Raw genomic sequence first — 24,756 nt, 5'->3', positions numbered from 1 at the left:
TTTGGAACAAGTCAATCATAGAGCGGTAACAGATATGAGCCAAAGGTTCTCCGACATAAGCACTCGTTTTATTTCGAATGCCTACGAACTGTTACATAAAATAGGTGAAGGTGGCTTTGGCGTCGTCTATAAAGCCATCTATAAACGCACCGGACAAACTGTTGCAATAAAATTTTTACACATAACACACGAGAAAGACACCAATCAACAAGCACGCCAATCCGCCCGATTTGAGCGTGAAAGCAACATTGTCTCTCAGTTATCCCACGCTCACATCGTCCGCCTATTAGACAAAGGCGTCATGGACGACTCGACGGTATTTAGTGTTTTCGAATTCGTAGAAGGCACTTCGCTAAGTGATCATTTAAAACAAAATGGTGCACTCAGCATTAATGAAACCTACGATGTCATGCTGCAAGTGCTCGATGCTATTGTATACGCTCATTCACAAGGCATAATCCATCGTGATGTAAAACCATCGAACATAATGCTCAACCACTCTGGTGCAAAGCTTCACGTAAAACTACTGGATTTCGGCATAAGCACCTTAACACTCGGTCAACAACCCGAGGATTACCGAGCCATCACCATCACACAAGAATCGCTCGGCACCCCAACCTACTGCTCGCCCGAACAACTTAGAGGCGAACTAACCACATTCAGCACCGACTTATATATGTGGGGGTTGGTATTCATAGAATGCCTTACGGGCGCTCCCGCCATCCCCGGCACCAGCGTTGCAGAGATATACCATCAACACCTCAATGATGTTCCTATAAAAATTCCAGCGCCACTGCTGGATCATCCACTCGGCGCACTTCTCGAAAGAACGCTGCGCAAAAACCCAAAAGACAGAATAGACGACGGACAAATACTATTTGACGACTTGAATTCATTGCTCGTTAACAACCTTGTTGGAAAACTACTCCCAGACACAAGTAACGCAACTCACTTAAACTCGCTTGAAAATAACGGCGCAAATAACACCGCCACCCTTTTACTGCGCTCCGACGATCCGAACTTCATTCCCTCGGTTACAACACAATCGATCGAACGTCGCTATATGACCGTACTCTCACTCACAATAGACGTACGACACACCGACCGCTACGATGCAGCGGAATCGGACGTGGTAGAAGCCTTATTTCAATCCACACAAAATCAATACATAGACGTCGCTCGCCGCTACGGTGGTTTCCACGTCGGCAACCTAAGCAACCAAAGCGTCTTTTATTTTGGCTACCCTGTTGGGTCAGACCACGATGCGAGGCTCGCGGCGCGAACGGCGTTAGAGGTGCTGAGCCTTTCTAAGCGTCAAGCATCGTACCTCACTAAAAAGCACGGCTGCACCTTCGAGACCAACTGCGGAATACACAGCGGCATCATGCTAAAACGCAGCAACCAAGTTCCTGAAGGTTTTACTTCGCATACCGCAACACAAATGGCTCAAGCTGCGACCAATAGACAAATACTCTGCTCTGCTGATACTCAAGCAATATTAGCGCCCTACTATAACTTTTCCGAAAACCGCTATTCTGAAAAAATTAATGCAGTGCATCACGGTGTTGAACTCACTTCAGAACGTGTTATCGAAGCATTTGGTTTTATACGTGGCACAAGAAACGCCTACCCTTTAGTCGGACGCCAAACAGAGCTATGTCAGATTCGAGCGTCCATCAAACGCTCTGAGCAATACAACCCTGAAGACGAAGTACCTCAAAACGCAAACCACATCAATCAAGCCGTATACATTCACGCCGACGCGGGCATTGGAAAATCCAGACTGATTCAAGAACTGCGCCGCCATGAAAGCACCCGTTCGCAAAAAATATTCCAGTGTCTGCCAGAACACCAAAACAACGCCCTCTACCCCGTACTCACGGTCGTCAAGCACTACCTAAATCGACAAAAACTTGAAGGCAGTAGCGAATATCGTTACCTTATAGACACTTTAATTGATGCCGAATTTACTGGCTCCAAAGAAGAAATCACAACCTTATTAGCGATTTGGCTAAACCTTCCAGATATTGACAATAAAAACTTGTCTAGCTTGTCTCCCGCAGCACAAAAAGAACTGCTGTTCGAAGGGCTTGCTTACCTGTTGCGTGAAAACACCACACTGCACCCTTTGTACATTTTCGAAGACGTCCATTGGGCCGATAACACCACATTGGAATTTATCGCCGCACTGCTGAGCACGGCGCAAAACGTAGAACAATATTCAGAGCAAACCGCCGCACAAATAGAAGAAGCGCTAGGCTCTGATAGCCTAAAATTGGCGTCAGAATACAAAGATAAAAGCAAAGCACAACACAAAAACGAAAGCAGAGCGGAGAATAGTGACCATCCGTCAATCGTCATCACGTCTAGAAACGAATTGCCTGCTCAACTTAATCACTCCAATATCCATACGATTGCTCTAGCTCCCTTGGACCAAGCCGCAACAGAAGCCTTTATTTCGGAGCTATTTGAGGGTGCTGATATATCAGACGCCGTAAAAAACGTCCTCCTAGACCGCACCGACGGAGTACCGCTCTTTATAGAAGAGTTGGCCACCGCCATGCGTCGGAACAATACCGTACGGATACAAAACAACACCGTCGACTTTACCGACCCAGACAATATCGACCAAATCCCGAGCAGCTTGCGCGAATCGATTCAAAGCAAAATCGACCACCTTGTTTATGCCAAAGACACCTTACAACTGGCCTCTTCCTTTGGTCGTCAATTTAACTACAACCTTTTAGTTGCCGCATCGCCCTACAGCGAGCTTCAGGTTCAAAACGACCTAGACGAACTCATCAACAATCAGGTCATTATTCAACAACGTCACGTCGACGGCGACCGTTACCTATTTAAGCATGCCTTAGTGCGTGACGCGGGCTACGACAGCATTGATACACAAACAAAACCCGCCATTCATGGCCTCATCGCCAACGCGATTCAAGAACATGCAGACGTAAGCGACCGCTTCATTGCAGCGGAACTTGCTTATCACTATGAACAATCCATCCAATATGAAAATGCAGCGATTTGGTACAAGAAATCTGCGGATCTGGCGGAAATATCATGGGCCTTTGAGGATGCTATTTCACTATATGAAAATGCGATTGGGTTGGAAAAATTAAATATAAACAATCGAGACTTTAGCCGCTTAAAATCTTGTCTTGACTCCCTAGGTACCTGTTTAGGAATATTGGGCTACGAAGGCGAATCCAGAAAGAAACACTGTGAACTCTATCTACTTTTAAATATTGATACTGAGGGTGAGTGGAAAGCCAATACATCTATTATTATTGGAAGGAACTATGGAACTTTTCATAATTACAAACAGGCTTTAAAACAGTTCTTCACGGCATTAGACATATTAAAATCCATACGAAAATCGTCCCCAGATATCAACTCATCATGGCAAAAAATTTGGTTAAGAGCTAAAAGAGAAATTTTTTACATTTACTTTTGGCAGGAAAACACAAACGAGATGAAAAAAATACTTAATGAAATTGATCCAATAATCGACCAAATAACTGACAAGTCGGAAAAGGCCGAATTTTTTCATGCGAAATTTCAATATATACAACGTAAAAAATTATACGATATTTCCCTGGAGGATTTAAACATACAAAGACAAGCTGTAGATAATGCTAAGGCTTCAGAAACGAGGGAGTTATATACATATACCTTGTTAGCCTACGGGATGGGGCAAATCCACTGCAAGTTGGGTATTGAAGCAATACAATCATTAAAAGATGCACTATCAAATGCAAGACAAAAAAATGAACGAATTCTAGAAGCTCGCTGCTTAACCTATTTAGCGCTGGCATACAGAATAGAGTACGATGAAAAAAATGCATTTATCACTGCCAACCAAGCCCTGCAGATAAGCCAAAAACTAAATTTAGTAGAGTACGTCGCTATCGCTCATGCAAACATTGCGTGGGTTCATTTTTATAAAGAAAACATCCAAGAAGCCAAAAAAGAACTAGCTATCTGTTTCATACAACAAAGTAAATCATCATCTAACTATAACCATCCTCTTATTTGGATTTCTCACATACTCGCGATTGCACTGAACTTAGAAGACAAAAAAACAATACAAACTCTTTCAAAAAAAATAAACCAAAACAGATCATATAAACTCAACCCCATTATGGAGGATATTATATACGAATTTTCAGAGTTTAATATTACCGAAAGCAATATCGAACAATTTTTAACTTCATCTAAAACAGAAAAATACATTTAACAAGGAAATAAAAATGGAAAGCGACCCAATTTTAGACACATTCGAAGACATCTACGTCCTTTTAAGAGACGGAAGAATCGCCTACATTAGTAAAGATGAATACTCTGATCCAAATTACGTTGTAGAATCAGTAACTGTCGAAAAGGGTATTGAACAGCGCTTTTTTTTGGAAGAAGATGGCGTATACCCCACAAATATTGCAGGGCCTGCCGTTTCAAAGGTAATCGACTGGAATATCTTTAAAGCAGAAAGCAATATTAAAAAACTAACTAGAGCAAAACATACAAACCACTACGATACTGGTTACTATATTGACCTGCGTCAACTGAGAATGAATCGACAAAATATGACCATTGTTGCAAAAGATTTTGGTCCTATTGAGCAAGATACTCCCATTCCAGATCGCCACTTGAAAGACACTAATTATAATGCTTCTTTCTCTCCTGTACCTAAGGAATATATGTATCAACTCTTTACCCTTCCAAAAGGGATGGATTTGTATATCGCATACTATGAACACCCAGAGAAAATTCACGATGTAATGTCTTGCTACAGCTATAAAGTGGCACATATTTCAGCAAACGCTTTGGAAGATTTTGTAATCACAGACCCAAGTGAATTAAGAAAAGCAAACATAGGGTATCTTGAAGCCTATTATGGTAGCTCAGGTATCCAAAGTGGCGCACTAAACCCATGCGATATCCGAGAAAACAGTGATCTCGACCCCAAAAAAGAAAGCAATAGTGCATTTACTGAGTCTGTCGGCGTCGGTGCCGGCGTCGGCGGTGGCGGCGGCGCAGTTTGTTACGTAGCAAACTTAAGAACATTTAAAGACTAAAACTATAATATTTGATTCAAGGGTTAGGATGGTCTAACCCTTACTTACTTTACGATAATTAAGCTTGTAAGGAACTCTTGTGACTCCCAGTTCACCCAAGTCTTTTCTGAGCGGCACACACCGTACTGTTACTCCAGCCCAAACGCTAGAAAAGATTACTCCCCTATTTTCTAAGATGGGAATTACACGTCTTGCCAACGTCACAGGGCTAGATTACATCGGCATCCCTGTTTTTACAGCCTGCAGACCAAATGCAAAAGCCATTTCAGTTTCACAAGGAAAAGGGATATCAAATGACGCGGCAATGGCATCGGCTGCAATGGAAGCAATTGAGACGTGGCATGCCGAAAACATCGACCTACCAACCCGATTCTGTTCATTCAACGCGCTTAAAAATAGCCATCAGGCAATAGACCTCGACAGCCTACCCAAAATGGACGTTCGCTCCTTCAATGAACATGAAAAAAGATTATGGATTGAAGCACAGAATTTAACATCAAAAGAAAAAATATACGTCCCGTACGATTTAGCACACTGTGATTTTACACTCCCTCTCCCACAAGGAAGCGGGTGCTTCCAGCTAAGCACTAATGGGCTCGCATCAGGCAATACTTTTTCAGAAGCCATCAGTCATGGTCTTTGCGAGCTGATAGAAAGAGATGCCTTAACACTATGGTCATTCGTTCCAACTTCTATAAAGTCCAAAAGAAAAGTATCTTTAGATTCTATAATCGATCCCACAATTAATGCGCTCATAACGAAAATTAGGAGCGCAAATATCCTCATCAGTATTTGGGACATCACAAGCGACATTGGTATTCCTACATTTCAAGCCACCATCCTAAGTGAGCACCCTGACCAATACCGCCCACTCTATCCGATGTCGGGTTCGGGCACGCACCCAGATAAGCACGTCGCTTTGATGCGAGCTTTAACCGAAGCCGTGCAAACTCGGTTAACTTTAATTTCCGGCTCTAGAGACGATTCTTCGTTGTCTGTATACAAGTCAAAACAAAACCTAGAACTTCACCAAAAAATCCGAAACGAACTCCTTATAACGCCCTCTTTCGTGGATTTTAACGAAATTGACAGTTGGGTATTCGATACGATTGAAGAAGACCTAGAACTCCAGATCACCAAGCTAGCTGCTCAGGGGTTGGGTTGCCCGCTGTTTATAGATTTAACGAAGGCGGAGTTTGATATTCCTGTCGTTAAGGTTATTTCACCTGGATTAGAAGGCATTCACGATGTGCCGGGGTATAAGTTCGGTAAACGTGCATTGGCGTTCCAAGCAAAGGTTAAAGCCGTTAAGGAATCTGTGTAATGAGTTCGAATATGATTGTATTTGCAGGCCCTTCGATTCGTAAAGAAAAAATTCTCGAAACCTTGCCTAAAGCGGATGTCCGTCCTCCTGCGAAGCAAGGCGATGTTTACCTTGCAACGCGAGATAACCCTCAGGTCATTCTATTAATTGACGGTTTTTTTGAAAGCGTTCCTGCGGTGTGGCATAAGGAAGTCTTGTACGCCATGTCTAACGGCATACATGTTTACGGCAGCTCCAGCATGGGAGCATTGCGTGCGGCTGAGTTAGTGCCATTTGGTATGGTGGGTGTCGGTGACATTTTTGAAAATTACGCCAGCCTGAGGTTCGAAGACGATGATGAAGTTGCGTTGACTCATGGCCCTGCTGAGCTTGGATTTATGCCAATATCGCGCGCGATGGCTGATTTACGACATGATCTGGTCTGCGCGAAAAATAAAGGCATACTGACCGAAGAACACGCAACCGCTATAGAAGCCCATCTAAAAGGCCTTTGGTATCCAGAGCGTAATCACGCGGCTTTGATTACGTTTGCCAATACGCTGTTAGACTCTCACACATTAACCTTGTTGGAGTCCTTCTTAAAAAATGACGCTGTTTCCTTAAAGGAACTGGACGCTGAGCAGTTGATTCGTTTAGCGGCGGATATTGACCTTGCTCATCTTGCTCCTAAGAAGGTAGATTATACACTTCAAGAAAATGACGCTTGGCAAACTCTGATTAACGATGTCTCCCCTACTCGAGCAACACGTATCGAGGTGGATCTGCCTGAAAACCACTCTGACAGTATCGATATTGACGACCCGTTGGCTAAATTCGACGCTACACTTCGCGCGCGCGCGTTAGAGCATGCAGAAGCGATTGGCATTGAATTTAAACCTTGGGTACGCCCGGCCTTTCACAAAGTCGTTACTAAATGGGGATGCGTCACAGAAGACCGACAAGTTGATTTCGCTAAGGTCAGCGAAAAAATGCTTGCTTTGCGTCTTACAACGCAGCAGTTTGACCGATGGATCGAGCGGGAAGCGATGCTGTTGGCCTACGCTTATCAAGTTGAAGTGGGCAATGAACACATAATCGATGCGAAGCTTTTTGCAGCGGGTGAGATGGTTTAACTGGGGGTATTAAGTAGACAAGCCCCCCTCCCAACCTCACCCTTAAGTAACGGGGAAGAGCATTTCTTTGTTCCCTCCCCTTACCAAGGAGAGGGTTAGGGAGGTCTGTTTACACGTAAAGCGTCCATAAGGACAAATAAACCAATGGACAGTAAGAACAAAATGGAGAAAATCTACAAAATCGCGGCAGTATCAGGTAGCCTCCGCACCGCTTCGCTAAATACGTTGTATTTGAATGCTCTCAAGGCCACAGCGCCCAAAAATGTTGAGTTCCAAATATTTAACGGTTTGGCGTCTCTTCCACCTTTCAACGTAGACGAGGATGAAAACACTCCTAGTTCGGTTTTGCAATGGAAGGCTTTTTTAGAACCCGCTGATTTGATCGTATTGTGCAGTCCTGAATACGCTCACGGCGTCTCTGGTGTGTTGAAGAACGCGTTGGACTGGTTAGTTTCTAGCTATCAACTAATAGATCGTCCCATTGCATTGCCCAATATATCAGCTAGAGCCACTCATGCTCACAATCACATGTATGAAATAATTCGCACCATGGGGTTTTCAATCGTTGAAGAATGCAGCCTACAGGCAACGCTTGAGAACCCTCTTATCAACATCGACTACGACTTAGAGCAGATGCTTGGGGATTCAAAAATTTTGGCTCAGCTTAACCATTTTTGGGCTAAAGCATCGAGGTTTTATGAATCTAACGATGACTATCGAGACTAATTATCAAACTCTATACGCAGATGGCGGCTGACCGTAACGTCTTGCCCATAGTCGCCTAAACTGTCGAGGGTCATCAAACCCGCAGTGTTCGGCTATGTCGTCTATCGTCCATCGCGTTGTTTGTAAAAGCTGCATAGCGAGTGAAATGCGCAAATTGTGAACATACTCTCGCGTCGTAATACCTGTATTGTCTTTAAATATTCGAGTTAAGTGACGTGGGCTGCACCCTACTGATTCAGATAACTCTTCTAGTGTCCACATTTTAGAAGGGTTTGCCTGAATCTTATCTTGAACGTGATGCACGCTGCTGTGAATATGGTTACGGTTTTCGAGCCAAGGAGATGCACTCGGATCATTTGGCCCGCGCCGCGAGAACAATACCATATGGCGAGCAACCTGACTCGCGCAATTAGCACCACAGGTTTGTTGCACTAAATACAGTGCTAAATCGACTCCCGCCAAAATTCCAGCGCTGCTGTAAACATCACCGTCTACCACGAACAGCCGATTATCAAGCACCTTAGACGTTGCATCGGTTTCTCTAAGCTCCTCCAAATGCGCATGATGAGTCGTACAGGCTCGATGAGACAAAACACCAAGGCTCGAAAACACCACAGCACCACTGCAAATACTAATATATTTGGCAAATTTACCCGATTGCCCTTTAAACCATCTTCGTACTTGAGTAATCGGCAGAGAATTTAAATCGACGGTTTTACCAACGGTCCCCGTACATAAAAGCCAACTGTTTGGCTCCACATAATCAGGAAGAGGAGCAACGCGTACATCTAGGCCAATCGAATTCTTGACCTGTTCAACTGGCCCAACAAATTTAAGGTTAAAATTTGCAAAGCCGAGCCTTTGAGCATACTGAAACACCTCCGCTGGCCCCGTCACATCAAGCAACACTGAATCCGGTAACACCAAAAAATAGAGATTGATTGGAACTTCGCACGACATCACGTTTTTCTCCTTATGACGAGTAAATTAGTTCTCGCCACTTTGCTCATTCAATACAGGTGATCAACTGCGTAATATGCGCCCCCATTTAGCGTTTTTAGTACTCTCTAGCAGTTTCGCACCAAACGCATTAAAAAGCAGTCCACATAATACCAAGGCAACACCCACCCATTGATACAGCGCCAACACCTCGTCAAACACAAAGGTCGACGCAGTCAATCCAACTACTGGAACACCTAAGGTTAACGGAGCCACTTGGCTTGCTGGATGCCGACTGATTAAATAACCCCAAATGCTGTAGCCCACTATCGTTGCAATGAGGACAACATAAGCAATCGCACCAATTGCTGACCAACCTATATTCAAGACCGAATAAATCACCGCATCTTTGCCTTCGTACATGAACGACATTACTAAAAATGGGAGCGGCGGAATCCATGAGCTCCAGACCACCAAACTAAGGTCTGCTTTATAGCCTAAATTACTAATGGATCGCGCACTAATGTTACCAAACGCCCAACTCAATGCGGCAAAGAGCGTGAGCACAAAGCCGATTAAAGACATGCCACCCACGTCAGCAACTTCCGCTTCCATTGCAATTAAGCCAAGTCCGACGACTGCCAGTGAGATCGCAACAACTTGATAAAACTCAATCTTCTCTTTCAAGAGAACAATAGCAATGAGCATGGTAAATATAGCCTGAGCTTGAAGCACTAATGATGCAAGCCCAGAAGGCATTCCATTTGCCATTGCGACAAATAGAAACGCAAACTGTAGAAAACCCATTGGTAACGCATACACGATCCACCAGCGTACAGGCATCTTCGGCATTTTAACAAAAAAACTACCGACACCTGCTACTAGAAGAAACCGAATTGCTCCCAACAGTAAAGGGGGAACATCTTCCAAACCAATAGCAAGAATCACAAAGTTAAGCCCCCACGCTACAATCACCACTAGACCTAACAAATTGTCTTTAATCCCCATTTTACTCACTCCGCTAATCAAGTTAGAGCCCATTTATTGAAGAAAGTGTATTAGAGAAATTTTATCGGCATAAGGAAAGCCGGTGGGGTCATAAAGGACATTAGAAGAGAAGTATAAAGGAGAAAAACCAGCATCAAACCTATGCGAGATTTTTCGCCGCTAAAAAACACGCACCTCGATTCAATTTTTAAAAACTAGAATACTATTACAGAAGGTTTAGATTCGAAGAGCAAATCCAGGAGGTAAACTCAAAAGCAGGTAACAAGACTTAAAACAACATTCGTTTGCAGTCGCTGCGATAGCGAAGCTGAATTAGAAAAGAGAGTTTAAAAAGAGAGATGTTGATTGAAGCATAAGGTGACAAATTGACAAACAAAGAATCAATGAGTTACTCAACAATTTGAACCATAAGATGACAAAAAATTGAGGCATAAAGTGACAAATTGTCACGCATCTCACCAGCAATACAAAAAAGCGACAAGAATAATGTAAGAAATTCACTACTGAGACACGAACGACCTTATCTCGTACGTTGAGCACATAACGACAAAGGGAATCACTAATTTTACCCAGCAGCCAGTCTTTAGTCGATTACAATAAACAGTTGTTTTACGAGAGTCACATTAACTTCCATCCACTTGGCATGAAGGCACAAACACCGTATTAACAGACATTCAAAAAAATAAAGACTGTGACGTATAACGATGCACTTATGCAGAAATAACAAAAATCAAAAAACGACTGTGACGTGCAAGGATGCACTAATGTCGCGATGACAGGACGTCATTGAGCGCCCACGTCTCTCACTAACCGCACATGATAGCTAGAGCTACGGCAACAATTGCTGCCATAGCCATGGTAGAAATAGACAAACCAGGCATAGTTACTAGAGAAGGCAAAGGGCGAGCCCGACCAAAAGTATGAAGCAGGTGTATTTGGGAAGATGGTCAGATTAATGGACGGACGATATCTATCTAACGCTACTAGGCTGCCCAGCTCTTTAACATTAGGTAAACGCCAGTCGGTATAACCTGCATCAGAGGCCGCTTTTGCCTGCTCCAGCGCCGCTTTCCAAGTGAAAGTGTTTGCACTGCCTGTGTTGCAATCATTACCCGATAAACCCTCTGGGCATTGCTTCCACATCAAACGGGTTTCTGTATCCGTTACCGTGCCATCAGTATGCACGGTGTAACGGCTGTCTGGGGTAATGTTTTCGATATGCTCGTTTATGGTTTGTGCCTCGGCAGACAAAACCGATACTAGCAATATCAATAATGTAATGAATCTCATGGTTACTCCTAGTTTAGTTCGATCATCGAGTCACTGATTGATAATAATGACAAACGGCGCTGTTTGAGCCGGGCGTGTGCATAACCATCTTCAGCTACCCAAATCCAAGGTTGTGCTTTGCTGTTCAGTCGCGTTCTAAAATCTTTTAATACAGAAAGCGGCATGTCTTGTTGAGACTGTTGCTGGGGGAAAGCATAAACAAAGTGCCGTCCCTTTTGCATCAATAAGCAAAAATCAGCGTAGTATTGCCGGAACCAGCGCCATTGCTGTTGAAATGAGCGTACTTTGGGTGGCTGATAGAGGGCGATCAATTGCCCATTGTGGTATTGCAGAAAATATTTCAACCAAGGGAAGCCTTGTTCCAGCGTGTTGAACATCGTCCCCAGACAAACATGACCACAGTGGCCCAGATAAGAGGCACACCAAGCCCGCAATTGCGCCAGCGCCTCTGAGCCTGGAGCAAACAACCCACCCTGTTGGTACTGAGACTGCCAGCCGTGCAAACGCTGCTGCCAGCTATGCAGTACCCGCTTACGACTCAGTAGATAATGAGGGCGAGCAATATAACCGAGAAAATCCGCACCGTCTTTTATTGGGCGTAGCGTTTGTAGTGGTTTTAAGCGTAACGCCAGCTTGTCGGCCAAAAAACCAATAATGGCTTGTCGCCATTGCTCTAGCTGATCTTTGTTCTGATGCACTAATACAAAATCATCGACGTAGCGCACGTAATGACGGCATTTTAGTTGGTGCTTAATAAACTGATCCAGTTCATTTAAATACAGATTGCTAAAAAACTGGCTGGTGAGGTTACCTATCGGCAAGCCTTTACCTGGTGGACAATGATGCAGTCGTTTATGGGGCGGTAACCTATCAAGGATCTTCTGATCCTGGACTCGCGTCAGTACTTGACTGGGTTGAAATACCAGAGAAGCCAGTCGATACAGATCCTGCGCTTCTGATTGCTTCAGGCGGTTATCTTTGACCGCCCGTTGTAGATGCCTGTCCAGTAACCTCAACAGGATAGCCAGATCAATACTGTAAAAAAAACTATGGATATCCAGTTGCATAAACCAGCCATCTTTATCACCTTGGTCTACTTGCCGGAACATCCGCTGCAATCTGTCTACGGCAAAATGTGTCCCCCACTCCTTAATGTTCGCGGCACAGCCGTAAATAAACTTATGCTCTATCAGTTGCATTATTAGAGGCACCAACAAGTGATGCACTACACGATCTTGGTAAGCCGGGGCATGTATCTCCCTTGGTTTAACGCCATTACTGGCGACAAAGCAGCGCATTGGCGAAGGCTGCCAGGTATGGGATTGCAACGCCGATTGGGTATCAAACAGATTATCCAGTAAGCGTGCTTGATACTGCTGGCACTGTACCCCCTTTGCTTTGCCTTTACGACATTGCTGGGCGGCTGAATAAAGCTGTTGCCAAGATACCTCCATGCTACGCTCCGTCTCTCACTAACCGCACATGATTGTTATTGTTACGGTTATTATTGTTGAAATTGACATTGTTGAAATTGACATTGTTGAAATTGACATTGTTGAAATTGACATTCCAGGCATTGTTACTATTGTTGGCATTGGGCGAGCCCGACCAACCCTCATTTCTCCACCACTTCCTTCGCACCCCAGCATCCCCAAGGGTAGCTGGTTTGCTCCGTAATACCCGATCATCGACATTCACAATCAACCAGATACAAGGTCGTATATGAACTCTTGGGTAGGTGGAGGACACAGTAGCTAGGCACACGAAAGTCAGATCCGTTCAAGATGTGGCTCCTTCCTGGCCGGGACGTTACAATTTTTTATACCAGTGATGAGCCTGTCTAGCGACAGACACGGCCAGCTCAACTAAGCTCTGAAACTCGGCAAAAGCACGAAATGCCTGTACACTTTTGGCTAACTGGATTTTCAGTTTCAATTCTTCAATATAGATCTGCAAGCGTTTCACCCAACTGGTACGCATCTCTTTTTGATTGATGCTTTGGGTAGCCAACTGCCTTAGCTCACTGCCCAGTGTGTATTTGTGATAACGGGGAAAATGGCGTACCGCCTGCTCCACCTCCAACATCAATTTTTCCGCATCACGCCAGATGGGAAAGTTTTTATTTAACCACTGATACATTGCCCGTCCTTCAATTCCTGGTGTTTTTCTGGCTCCCACACTCCTGCGTGGTAACCTTGCACTTACGTATGCGCTCCCTCGCGAAGCATGGGAACGAGACAAAATTATAAAAAACTACTGTCCGTCTCTCACTAACCGCACATGACCGTCACGGTCACGATAATTAGTGCTACCATAGCCATAGTTGAAATAGACATTCCAGGCATTGCGACTAATGAAGGCAAAGGGCGAGCCCGACCAATACATGCTTGAGTGGGTATTGGGAAAGTAGTCGCTGTCGATGGCTGGGTTATAACGACTGTAGTCCACAATGCTACGCAGTTCATCCTTCTTGGGCATACGCCAGTCGCTGGCGCCGCAAAGACCTGCGCTATTTACCCGCTTCACAAAAGCTTGGGTATTGCAGAAGCTATTTTCGTCATTTACATTGTAGCCATAACAGATATTGCCGTCATCGTCTGCGTAGCCATCGGCACCGCCATTGGTGTTGGGGTCGGTGTTGTACCAGTTGTAGCGGTCGTCTGCATCGTGCAGATTGTCCCCCCGAGTATTATTAGCATCGGTTTTTACTTCCCATATTAAACCCGTGACGTTATCACGCACACAATCCCACTGAGCCGAGTTGGCAGACAGGTCGTTGCCATTGCTGTCTAGCTTGGTAAAGTCAAATCCGGCGCTACCTCCACCGATTTTACTGAGCTGCCCAGCGGCGGCGAGGGCGTCTCGTCCTTGGTGACAATCTTGTTTCGCGTCGATATTACTGGAACAATCGTCATTGTTACGATATCCGTTACCTTCATTATAATCCCCACCCCAAGTGATACCTGTATCGTTGAGCTTGCCCGTGGCCTCAACCACAACAGGTGCTTTTGGTGTGGCGGTCACTTCAGCACTTGGGGCGCTTTCTTTACCGTCTTTAACAGCGGTGAGTGTCACATAATACGGCGTGTCGTTGGTTAACCCTGTCAAAGCATAACCGGTTCCCGTCAGCCCCATCACTAAGCTTCCGCCATTCAAACTGGCGTAGTTATCGACACTGGTAATATTCGAAAAGGTCTCTTTGGCGTAGTAGAGATGGTAGCTGTCAGCGCCATCGACAGGGTTCCAGCTGAGCGAGATAGCTTTATCTCCTGCTGTTGCATTTAATTCCGGTGTAAATACCACTGGCGCAGCATTAACAGTAACACTCACTGAATCACTACTACTCCTTCCTTCGTTGTCGGTGGCAGTCAGTTTGAATTCTAGAGTATCAGCGGTGACTAAGGTCGGCGCTATAAATCTGACAGAGGCGTTGCTACTGTTTGAAAGCGTCACGTTTGTGCCGCTAGTTTGTGTCCATAGATAGGACATAATGGAACCGTCGCCATCCGTAGCGCTACCAGTGAGAGTAACCTTTGTGGCTTCATTGACTGTTTGATCGCTGCCTGCCGATACGCTTGGCGCAGCATTCACAGGATTAACAGTAACACTCACTGTATCACTACTACTTACACCTTCATTGTCTGTGACAGTCAGTTTGAATTCTAGAGTATCAGCAGAGGTTAAAGTCGGTGCCATAAAGCTGGCTGAGGCGGCGCTGCTGTTTAAAAGCGTCACGTTTGTGCCGATGGTTTGTGTCCATAAATAGGACACAATGGAACCGTCGCCATCCGTAGCGCTACCAGTGAGAGTAACCTTTGTGGCTTCATTGACTGTTTGATCGCTGCCTGCCGATACGCTTGGCGCAGCATTCACAGGATTAACAGTAACACTCACTGTATCACTACTACTTACACCTTCATCGTCTGTGACAGTCAGTTTGAATTCTAGAGTATCAGCAGAGGTTAAAGTCGGTGCCATAAAGCTGGCTGAGGCGGCGCTGCTGTTTAAAAGCGTCACGTTTGTGCCGCTAGTTTGTGTCCATTGATAAGACATAGTGGAACCGTCGCCATCCGTAGCGTTACCAGTGAGAGTAACCTTTGTGGCTTCATTGACTGTTTGATCGCTGCCTGCCGATACGCTTGGCGCAGCATTCACAGGATTAACAGTAATACTCACTGTATCACTACTACTTACACCTTCATTGTCTGTGACAGTCAGTTTGAATTCTAGAGTATCAGCAGAGATTAAGGTCGGTGCCATAAAGCTGGCTGAGGCGGCGCTGCTGTTTAAAAGCGTCACGTTTGTGCCGATGGTTTGTGTCCATAAATAGGACACAATGGAACCGTCGCCATCCGTAGCGTTACCAGTGAGAGTAACCTTTGTGGCTTCATTGACTGTTTGGTCATCATGGGCGCTTACGATTGGAGCTAAGTTAATACTTGGCTGATTGGCATTGTTTGTCGAGTTTGATGTGCTGTCGTCACCACCTGAGTCTCCACACCCTGTAACCAAGGCAAGACAGATCGCCCAAAGTCCAAGACGAGCATGGCAAACACACTGATAGCCTTTACTAGGAGATATTCGATCCTGATAAACTCGCATTAGCCAAACAATCAATGATTTTATCATTACCACAATCACCTCATTATTCCGTTAATTGGTTGCTTCAATAGCAGATTGATATATCTCAGATAAATTACAAATCGTTGATCAAAAACCTTACCTGCATTTTGTCAGCTTAGAGTCAAATATGACAAGAAATTAGACATTATCAAAATACCTGATGAAAATCTAATCAGTAGGGGGTTATTTAAGTCGAAAAGACATGAATCGCTGACTGCTATTAATATGCTTATCTCATTTCCGCGGTTATCCAATCGGACGAAGAAAAGGTTAAAGTCGGTTTTACTTCTTGCTCGTTACTTGATACTCAGGGGTTGAGATTCGAATGAAACAATTGAGGTGGAAAATAGTAAGGAGAAAACTCAAGATGGAAACAAGCGTCAAACTCTAGACCACTTTCACACATGATGGTTGAGCGGTTCTTTCTACTCGCGAATTTGTAGATATTTTTGCTTGGACTTGGCTTACGTAAATTGCGAATCTACATACACCACACCTGTAAGTTGTAACTGAATAACAACTTAAACGTAGACTATGTCAGCTTATGCTGCAAAGTTTGTCATCTTATGGTGGATTTTTGTCACTTTATGCAGGAATTTACAAAAGAGAGATTAGGTGGCACCTCTACCAGCCGCACCTCGGCACACAAGTCCACCGCTGTGGCTGCTTCCTTCCGGACCTGACCAGATTAACGGTTTTTTGTTGCGAGGGGACCAGCAGAGATACCATAGAGGAGGTCTCTGTGACCTTGGCGCGAGATTATACGCCTAAAATTTAAAATAGCAACTAAGCTTTTTATATTTTTCAAAGAGTTAGATTTGCACTCCACTTTAGAGAATTACATTAGGTCTAACTTAAACCGATCCATAACTTGTAACGTACCTTAGAAACGATTCGCATTAATGAATTGGTATGTAGAATTTGATCGCGTAGAATGTGCGCACGCTATTTTTCTCAAGGAGTATTTTGTTGAAGCTGTTTGTAAAGAACCTTACCCATGTTGATCTTTCGTACTTTTGCCCCGAACACGGTGTTTTGGGTGAAAGCTGGCACACTGATGTCATCATAACGGGAGGCCTAAATGACGAAAGCATGATTTGTGATTTCAGCATTGTAAAAAAACAAATAAAGAAGTGGCTAGATGACAACATCGATCATACGCTCGCTCTACCGATGAACCATGCAGATTCGACACTTAGTGCGTTAGACGACGGAAGACTGAGGTTTGTATTCAAGCAAGCAGATGGTTATACGTTTGAATGCGACGCTCCCGAACAAGCCTATTGCTCTCTACCATTTGATCAAATTACGCCAGATCAAGTCGCTACTTGGGTCGAGACACAAATTTTGGATTTGTTACCTGCTGACGTACAAGGCATCGAAGTACGCTTCTATAAAGAAGCGATTAGCGGCTCGGAGTATCAATATACTCACGGATTAAAAAAACACGCTGGCAATTGCCAACGCATTGCTCATGGCCATCGTTCGACAATTGAAATATATCGCAATGGAGAACGGGACTCAGCATTAGAACAAGATTGGGCAACGCGCTGGGAAAACATTTATTTGGGAACGAATGAAGACTTGCTTGGCATTATCGATTCTAACGGTAAGCGTCATCATCATTTTAGCTACGTAAGCCAGCAAGGAAAATTCGAGCTAAAAACACGCAGTGATCGAGTTTATATGTTGGATTGCGATACCACTGTTGAATCTCTGTCTGCGCATGTTGCAGACGTTTTAGCGAATGAGAATCCAGGAGATCAAATCGAAGTCCATGCTTTTGAAGGCATTGGCAAAGGTGCGATTTCTGTAAAAAGCATTAATCGGTGAGAAGTATATGAGCCTAAAAGAATTTGAAAATTTAGAAAAAGGCAGTACTTTACCGCTACAGGACGTCCTTAAAAATCTAAAAACAGATGGCAATGGATTAATTGCTGCCATTGCTCAGCAACATGACACCAAAGAAGTGTTAATGCTGGCATATATGAACGAAAAATCTATTTTGGAAACATTGGAAACGGGTCAAGTTTGCTATTGGTCTCGCTCACGCCAAACCTATTGGCGCAAAGGCGAAAGTTCTGGGCACCGTCAACAACTCGTTAGCATGTCTTTTGATTGCGACGGCGATGCAATTTTACTGCAAGTGGATCAATTAGGTCCCGCTTGTCATACAAATCGCCGCGATTGCTTTTTCTTTGAAGTAGATAGCAATAAGGTTGTTATTAAAAGCGCACCTTTATAGTCGACACCACTCTCTTCTAGACCTTCCTGCCCTTCTCTTCTAGCAAACTTCGTATTCGTAACTTTTGATTCGCGAATACCGAGTTTGCTAGAAGAATCCTCATCACATCGTAAATAGACCACTTTTCGTTAATGTAATGTAAACAGGCGGTCAACTTTTGTATCCACCTACTGCTAGACTGTTTTATCACTCTATATTTCTAAATTACAACGCCTTTTGACTGAATTTTTTCTTAAATTTAGTTAATACATCCTAACATTGATTTTTTTTAGGCATATTATCTTTTATTTTTAAGTAAATTCGATATATTAGTTCGCATTCAATTCCTAATTAACTTAGTATAAATGTCACTTATTACACAATAAGTACACAATAATCACATAACGTTACCAAAAAAAGAATAGGAAGCCGTATGTTTAGTTTTTCTGTCAAACAAAAAATTCTTCTGTTGGTTGCGCTATTTTCCGCTGTCATCGTAGGGTTAAACACCAACTACGCAATGTCTGGAAAAAAGGTATCCAACAAGCTACAAGAACTCAACAATCAAAGCTTGGTACTGGTTAAACACTTAGAAAACAGTCGTCAGCTACTGTTAAAACAATCGGTGGAATTTGAGCGAGGTTTTTTTCAGGTATCCATCGCCAAATCCATGGGTGGCTATGGCACCGAACTGATCAAAGAGTCTGAAGGCAATTTCAAATCTTACACAGACGAGTTAGTGACCAGCCTAAACGAGATAAAATCCACCCTAGACAACATGCCCGTCACACCCGAATCATCGGCATTATTTGATGAAATTAATGTACTTGAAAACCTTCAAACAGAATTCTTAAGCGCCAGTACGGATACCTATAGCTGGTGGGTAAAACTAAAGACTCTTCAGGCTAACAAAGCCCGTCGCAAAGCAGACGCAGCATTAGATGCCGTAAATACACAAATGGAATCGATCATTGTTCTAATTGATCGCTACAATGGAGCGATCGCACAAAAAGAAAATGACGCCCTAGACCAAGCCACTATAGGCTCTGCAACAATAGCAGGCATCATTACCATCATTGGTATTGTTATCGGCATCTTCATTGCAAATGGAGTATCTCGCCCTCTTGCACTTGCCGTTCGACGTGCAGAAGAAATCGCTTCAGGAGAGCTAAACCTAGTCACATCGACAACCAAACGCAAAGATGAAATCGGTACACTTGAAGTCGCAATGGACAAACTGGTTACACAGTTACGAGAAATCCTTCACGAAGTATCGGATTCTAGCCAGCTACTCACACAAGCTGCGGAAGAGCTGAACGACATTACCGACAGTTCAACTAAAATGGTAGAACGCCAGCAAGGTGAAACGAATTTGATTTCAAATGCAGTGCATGAAATTCAATCCACAGCCGTCCATGTTTCTGAATCAACATCTGAAGCCAGTGACGCAGCACACATTGCTGAATCCGCAACCAGCGAAGGCGTTCGCATCGTTAACGAAACCATTTTGACGATTGAAGCCCTTGCAGAAGAGCTTTCTAACTCAACGCAAACCATTAACACCTTGCAGGAAAATACCAGCGAGATCAGCAACATTCTTAACGTCATTCTTGGCATTGCAGAACAAACGAACTTACTGGCATTAAATGCAGCCATTGAAGCCGCACGCGCTGGAGAACAAGGTCGCGGATTTGCCGTGGTGGCAGACGAAGTTCGTCAGTTAGCTCAAAACACGCAGAATGCCACGCAACAAATTGAGCAAATGATCAGCCAACTTCAAAGCGGAACAAACTCAGCAGTGAACGCCATGCGAAACAGTTACGACCGCTCAGTTACCGCGGTAGAACAAGTGAAGCACGAAGAAGGCTCTCTCACGAACATCAATTCGTCTGTTGCACGCATTCGAGACATGAACGACCGTATCTCTGCCACAGCTGAAGAGCAAGCAACCGTCACAGCGGAAGTTCGCCGAAATGTAGAGAACATAACAGACATTGCGAATCAAACGACCGACTCAATGCACTCTGTTAGTAACAGCTCAGAACAACTTGCTCGTCTGGCTCAGCAATTGAACCAACGCATAAGCTACTTTAAAGTTTAAGTAAATTCGGGCACACTAAGGATATATCATATTTTGATATATCCTTATTCTATTTTACCCCTCTCAAAGGAAGCTCTATGTGTCGCTGGATGGCCTATAAGGGACAATCCGTCTTTTTAGAAAACCTGTTATTCGAACCCGATCACTCACTTGTCCACCAAAGTTTAAGTGCTAGAAAATCAGAAGTTACAGTAAACGCCGATGGCTTTGGCCTTGGCTGGTATGATGAACGCGAAGAACCTGGCCTGTATCACGAGATACTGCCCGCTTGGAGCGATTGCAACCTTAAGAGCCTTGCTCGTCACATCAAAAGCCCTCTCTTTTTCGCCCATGTTCGCGCTTCGACAGGCACCTCTACCAACCGTTCAAACTGCCACCCATTTGCTTATAACGAATGGCTTTTTATGCACAATGGGCAAATCGGAGATTACGATCAATTACGATGGATGATCGACAGAGCAATCCCTGAGCACCTATATGGACATCGACGTGGTGCTACTGATTCAGAAGCCATATTTTTGCTGATGCTAAGCAACGGTCTTGAGTCTGATCCAGAGCAAGCAGTAGAAAAAACGCTCACTCAGATTCGGCATATGATGATTGAGAAGAATATCGAAGAGCCATTACGATTCACAAGCGTATTTTCTAATGGCGAAGACATGTGGGCAGTACGATACTCAAGTGATGAACAAGCGCCTTCTTTGTACTTTAAAAGCTTTGAAAATCACCTTGTGATTGGATCTGAACCTTTAGAATTGTCAGGCGACGGCTGGGAACTTATCCCACCCTCTAGCCTAATAAAAATAGACAAGCTTCAGTACACACGAAAAGAGCTTAACGTCGGAATATAACGTTTACATTTACATAGTGAGTAGGCTGATAGCTGAGTAAGACAGTCCATTTATGGAATTTGCCTTACTCAGTTTCGAGGTTTAAGAAAATAAGATAATTATTATATTCCTTTTACCTTATTCCGCTTCGCGGTAGTCATATGTTGCGTCAAAACGAGATTGAATCCAATCACCCGCCAACACACTTTCATATTTTGCAGGGCTCTCTTCTGTCGCACAAGTTGGTACGCATGATACGTCTGTCTCGTAATCTGGCTCTACAAAGAACGGGATAGAATAGCGATGTACACCCGGGTTAGACGCTTTTACACGGTGTGCAGTTGAAACGTATTCGTCGTTTGTCCAACGCTGCATCAAATCACCGATATTAACAACCAACGCACCTTCCATTGGCTCTGCATCAATCCACTCGCCATTTCGATGCTTAACTTGCAAACCGCCTGTTTGATCTTGAAGCAGCAAGGTTACGCAGCCGTAATCCGTATGGGCACCTGCTCCATTGTCGTGAGATGCTTCTGGACGCGGTGGATAATGTATCATTCGCAAAACCGTTACATGCGTTTTAAAGCACTTCGTGAAAAAGTCGTCTTCTAACTTCAGTGTCTCGGCCATTGCACCAAGTAGCTTTTGCGATACTTCAAACGCTGAAACATAGTACTCTTGCAGAGCTTCTAGAATTTCAGGGTCACTTGGGTTTTGGTTTGGTCCGTACATTGTCGGATATTTGGCAACCAATGGGTTATCAGCCGGAATGTCCAACGCCATATCAAACGTTTCTTTCCAATCCGCCTTATTGACCTCGTCTAGCTGCTCCTCACCAATGCCACCGTAACCTCTGTGATTCGGGCTGTTTTTAATATCGATCGCCATTTTTTCTTCTAATGGCTTTTCAAAGTAGGTCTTTGCCGTAGACATCATCTTACTAATAAGCGTTTGAGGAATTCCGGTATCGACAAGATAGAAAAAACCGATTTCGCGACAAGCCTTGTCGAGCAACGCCATTTCGTTCTGGCGAACTTCGCTCTTCTCACTTACAAGGTTGGTTAAATTGATTAATGGAATGCTCATTTTTTCTCCTTAAGCCCGAGGTGCTACTTTCACGAGCTTAGTATGCTTAGGGTTAAATCTTTTAAGACCTGCTTCCGCAAAATCTACGTATATCATTCTTTTAGCGCTCTGCTCTTGCCTGATAACAATACCTTGCCCGTATTGATCATGCTTTACCTTATCTCCAGCTTGAAGCGCGTTTAACTCCTGAGCGTGTGGCGCTAAAAACGCAACACTAGGAGCGCCATCTGCTCGGGACAAGTACGATTCAAACATACTCGACTTGTCCGTTTGAATCGGCTCACGAATCTCTTCCCCCCAATGACGACACAATTTCCCTACTGTACCGGGGCGAGACTCAAACACGAAACGGGACAAAGATCTTTGCGAATATTTCGCAGGACTTTCTCCTTGAGTAAGTGTTCGAGTTTCCTTGGTATCAGGGCTTTCCAATATCACCAAACGACGACGAGCGCGGGTTATGGCCACATAAAAAAGCCTGCGTTCAGCCTGCATATTTTTTCTCGCCTGCGGATCTATATCGCTTACATCATCTTCGTAATATGGAAAACGTCCTTCACGTAATCCTGGCAACATCACTAAATCAAATTCAAGCCCTTTAGATTTATGAATTGTCATTAAGTGCACACCAGCATTTTGTGAAGCAGTTTGTGTATTATATAGATGCTTTTCATTGCCGGCATTACAAAGTGCAGTCAAACCAGCAAGAATTGAACCAGCATCCATACCAACACCTTTTACGTACGCAATAAATGCTTCGCACGTTTCTACTTTTTCTTGCGCTTGAATGTCTTTACTGCTGGTGCTTTCGAAGTATCGATAAACACCTAACTTATCAATCGTTGACCTAAGCCCTTCTGCTGGCGTTTTCGAATAAGCAGGCAACGTTCTTAACCAATCTGCTCGCTCTTGCAGTTTTTTCGCTCGCCACCCTTCTTGCTCAGAAGCAAGTTGCTCTACTAGCTGAGGGATCAAATAAGGGGCTTGTTTTGCCTGAGCAATGAGCGCCTTTTTATATTGAAACGCCCCGGGCAACGCAGGCACACTTAATAAGTATTCCACATCATCCAATGAAAAAAATTGATCTGTGTCCTCAAAACCACCTGCCATGACAGCTAAATAGGCCATTAACATGCGTATTTGACGGTTTTCCCAGAGCGGGGAATCTCCATGAAGCTGGTATGGGATATTTTTATGCATGAGTGCTAGCTGAAGCGGTACCATGTCACTGTACAGCCGCACTAATATGGCACACTCTTCTAGTTTATTGCCCTTTTCGTACCACTCCTTCAATTCTGCTAACGTGGATTTCCCCACTAAAGGTGATTTAGCAAACCCGACTTCCGTTCCTACACCTTTACCAATAACAAGCGTATCGTCGCCATTTTCAGAAATAATGCTACTGGCCATTAAACCGATCGCATGTCCGTAACGAAAGCTCTGCGACAATTGATACGTCGTAACAGTCGGAAATTCTTCGTTAAACTGCGTTTGCATGATATCAGGACAAGCACCACGCCACTCATAGATACACTGCTGAACATCTCCCACGATCATCCATTGCGCAGTTTCTTTATAAAACAGTTTTAATAATTCAAACTGACAAGGGTTAATGTCCTGAAATTCATCAATCAACAAATAACGGTATTCTGGAACGAGCTGTCGTACAAATGCGAACTGCTCAGCATTTAACGTGGAAACCTGTTCGTACGGATCTTTTAAAAGGTCACTAAAAAAGCGAATGTTTGAGCGTTTTCTTAGCTTTTCTACCTCAAGAAACAGTTTTGGAAAAAATCGTCGATCACTCGACCAATTGAGGTTTTCAAAAACGATATCTGCGTTTTCTGTTGATGATTTCACATAATCAAAATACAACAGCGCATCTTCCAACCAATCACGCTCATCTTGAATCTGTATCTCTTCACCTTGGCGTATCAGATTGTTTCGCGCTTCTCTTATCAGCTTCACAAACGAATATTCGTCAGTCACCAACTTTGCCTGAGGCATGACACCTTTACGTTCTAAGCGATTGCATAAACGCATACCAAAACTGTGAAACGTCATAACATCGGGGCGGCGAGCATCAACAGAGCTGCCTGACAGTGATACGTTTAACCTAGAAGCGAACTCTTCTTGTGCACTTTTATTAAACATAAAAACGCCAATTTGCTCCGCGAGCACACCCTCCTGCAGCAAAACTTTAATACGTTCAATCAAGGTTGAGGTTTTGCCCGCCCCAGCAACTGCAACGACCTTAGCGTGGGAATTAAGATCATGCTGAACAACAGCAAGCTGCTCACGGGTAAACGTGTTTTGAGTATTGGTCTGGTGATCATTCATGTATTTATAAACTACTTATCTTCAAATAAGTGGCCTATCTTTCGATAGGCTAGATATTCTCTGCGC

The 24,756-nt window shown here is 44.0% G+C and carries 18 protein-coding genes and 1 other RNA gene; 10 read left to right on the top strand and 9 right to left on the bottom strand.

Annotated elements, in window-relative coordinates; translation table 11 throughout:
* The first annotated feature begins 34 nt into the window (after positions 1 to 34).
* The 5 genes from DFP79_RS04720 (at position 35) to DFP79_RS04700 (ending at position 8,246) form a co-directional block, all read left to right on the top strand.
* Positions 35 to 4,246 (top strand): protein kinase domain-containing protein, encoded by a 4,212-nt coding sequence (locus tag DFP79_RS04720; protein WP_133502771.1) that lies wholly within the window; start codon positions 35 to 37, stop codon positions 4,244 to 4,246.
* 13 nt (positions 4,247 to 4,259) lie between these two features.
* The gene (locus tag DFP79_RS04715; RefSeq protein WP_133502770.1) at positions 4,260 to 5,084 is read left to right on the top strand and encodes a hypothetical protein; all 825 of its coding nucleotides are present in this window, start codon (positions 4,260 to 4,262) and stop codon (positions 5,082 to 5,084) included.
* Between the two features lie 79 nt (positions 5,085 to 5,163).
* Positions 5,164 to 6,408 (top strand): YcaO-like family protein, encoded by a 1,245-nt coding sequence (locus DFP79_RS04710; protein ID WP_133502769.1) that lies wholly within the window; start codon positions 5,164 to 5,166, stop codon positions 6,406 to 6,408.
* A complete protein-coding gene (locus DFP79_RS04705; protein ID WP_133502768.1) occupies positions 6,408 to 7,520 on the top strand; it encodes a TfuA-like protein in 1,113 nt (370 codons plus the stop codon). Before DFP79_RS04710 ends, DFP79_RS04705 begins: the two co-directional genes overlap by 1 nt.
* A gap of 144 nt (positions 7,521 to 7,664) precedes the next feature.
* Positions 7,665 to 8,246 carry an NADPH-dependent FMN reductase gene (locus DFP79_RS04700; RefSeq protein WP_133502767.1) on the top strand — a complete coding sequence of 194 codons (582 nt, stop codon included), beginning with the start codon at positions 7,665 to 7,667 and terminating at the stop codon, positions 8,244 to 8,246.
* A gap of 3 nt (positions 8,247 to 8,249) precedes the next feature.
* Here DFP79_RS04700 and DFP79_RS04695 read toward each other — a convergent pair whose 3' ends face one another.
* The 4 genes from DFP79_RS04695 to DFP79_RS04680 form a co-directional block, all read right to left on the bottom strand.
* Positions 8,250 to 9,206 carry a GlxA family transcriptional regulator gene (locus DFP79_RS04695; RefSeq protein WP_243730193.1) on the bottom strand — a complete coding sequence of 319 codons (957 nt, stop codon included), beginning with the start codon at positions 9,204 to 9,206 and terminating at the stop codon, positions 8,250 to 8,252.
* Positions 9,207 to 9,269: 63 nt separating this feature from the next.
* Positions 9,270 to 10,193, bottom strand: a complete 924-nt coding sequence (locus tag DFP79_RS04690) for an EamA family transporter (protein WP_133502765.1) — start codon at positions 10,191 to 10,193, stop codon at positions 9,270 to 9,272.
* A gap of 783 nt (positions 10,194 to 10,976) precedes the next feature.
* Positions 10,977 to 11,483, bottom strand: coding sequence for an Lcl C-terminal domain-containing protein (locus DFP79_RS04685; protein WP_133502764.1), 507 nt, complete (start codon positions 11,481 to 11,483; stop codon positions 10,977 to 10,979).
* An 8-nt stretch (positions 11,484 to 11,491) separates the two neighbouring features.
* Positions 11,492 to 12,937, bottom strand: a complete 1,446-nt coding sequence (locus DFP79_RS04680; protein ID WP_133502763.1) for an RNA-directed DNA polymerase — start codon at positions 12,935 to 12,937, stop codon at positions 11,492 to 11,494.
* Between the two features lie 28 nt (positions 12,938 to 12,965).
* On the opposite strand from DFP79_RS04680, the gene DFP79_RS04675 reads away from it, so the two are divergent.
* A complete protein-coding gene (locus DFP79_RS04675) occupies positions 12,966 to 13,160 on the top strand; it encodes a hypothetical protein (RefSeq protein WP_133502762.1) in 195 nt (64 codons plus the stop codon).
* 132 nt (positions 13,161 to 13,292) lie between these two features.
* Here DFP79_RS04675 and DFP79_RS04670 read toward each other — a convergent pair whose 3' ends face one another.
* From DFP79_RS04670 to ffs, 3 genes are all read right to left on the bottom strand, one after another.
* On the bottom strand, positions 13,293 to 13,622 hold the full coding sequence (locus tag DFP79_RS04670) for a four helix bundle protein (RefSeq protein WP_133502761.1): 330 nt from the start codon (positions 13,620 to 13,622) through the stop codon (positions 13,293 to 13,295).
* 114 nt (positions 13,623 to 13,736) lie between these two features.
* Positions 13,737 to 16,112: a PKD domain-containing protein gene (locus tag DFP79_RS04665; RefSeq protein WP_133502760.1), complete on the bottom strand. Its 2,376-nt coding sequence runs from the start codon at positions 16,110 to 16,112 to the stop codon at positions 13,737 to 13,739.
* Positions 16,113 to 16,728: 616 nt separating this feature from the next.
* Positions 16,729 to 16,825: signal recognition particle sRNA small type (ffs, locus tag DFP79_RS04660), an RNA gene on the bottom strand.
* 250 nt (positions 16,826 to 17,075) lie between these two features.
* On the opposite strand from ffs, the gene DFP79_RS04655 reads away from it, so the two are divergent.
* The 4 genes from DFP79_RS04655 (at position 17,076) to DFP79_RS04640 (ending at position 21,282) form a co-directional block, all read left to right on the top strand.
* Positions 17,076 to 17,939 carry a 6-carboxytetrahydropterin synthase gene (locus DFP79_RS04655; RefSeq protein WP_133502759.1) on the top strand — a complete coding sequence of 288 codons (864 nt, stop codon included), beginning with the start codon at positions 17,076 to 17,078 and terminating at the stop codon, positions 17,937 to 17,939.
* Positions 17,940 to 17,946: 7 nt separating this feature from the next.
* Positions 17,947 to 18,351 (top strand): phosphoribosyl-AMP cyclohydrolase, encoded by a 405-nt coding sequence (hisI, locus tag DFP79_RS04650; protein WP_133502758.1) that lies wholly within the window; start codon positions 17,947 to 17,949, stop codon positions 18,349 to 18,351.
* A gap of 412 nt (positions 18,352 to 18,763) precedes the next feature.
* Positions 18,764 to 20,431: a methyl-accepting chemotaxis protein gene (locus DFP79_RS04645; RefSeq protein ID WP_133502757.1), complete on the top strand. Its 1,668-nt coding sequence runs from the start codon at positions 18,764 to 18,766 to the stop codon at positions 20,429 to 20,431.
* Positions 20,432 to 20,508: 77 nt separating this feature from the next.
* A complete protein-coding gene (locus DFP79_RS04640) occupies positions 20,509 to 21,282 on the top strand; it encodes a class II glutamine amidotransferase (protein ID WP_133502756.1) in 774 nt (257 codons plus the stop codon).
* Between the two features lie 117 nt (positions 21,283 to 21,399).
* Here DFP79_RS04640 and DFP79_RS04635 read toward each other — a convergent pair whose 3' ends face one another.
* Both DFP79_RS04635 and DFP79_RS04630 read right to left on the bottom strand, forming a co-directional pair.
* Positions 21,400 to 22,350 (bottom strand): isopenicillin N synthase family dioxygenase, encoded by a 951-nt coding sequence (locus tag DFP79_RS04635; protein WP_133502755.1) that lies wholly within the window; start codon positions 22,348 to 22,350, stop codon positions 21,400 to 21,402.
* A 9-nt stretch (positions 22,351 to 22,359) separates the two neighbouring features.
* Positions 22,360 to 24,690 (bottom strand): ATP-dependent helicase, encoded by a 2,331-nt coding sequence (locus DFP79_RS04630; protein ID WP_133502754.1) that lies wholly within the window; start codon positions 24,688 to 24,690, stop codon positions 22,360 to 22,362.
* Positions 24,691 to 24,756: the final 66 nt, after the last annotated feature.

The organism is Marinomonas balearica, assembly GCF_004362145.1.
Classification (GTDB): Bacteria; Pseudomonadota; Gammaproteobacteria; order Pseudomonadales; family Marinomonadaceae; genus Marinomonas; species Marinomonas balearica.
This window is presented reverse-complemented; position numbering and strand designations above follow the sequence as displayed.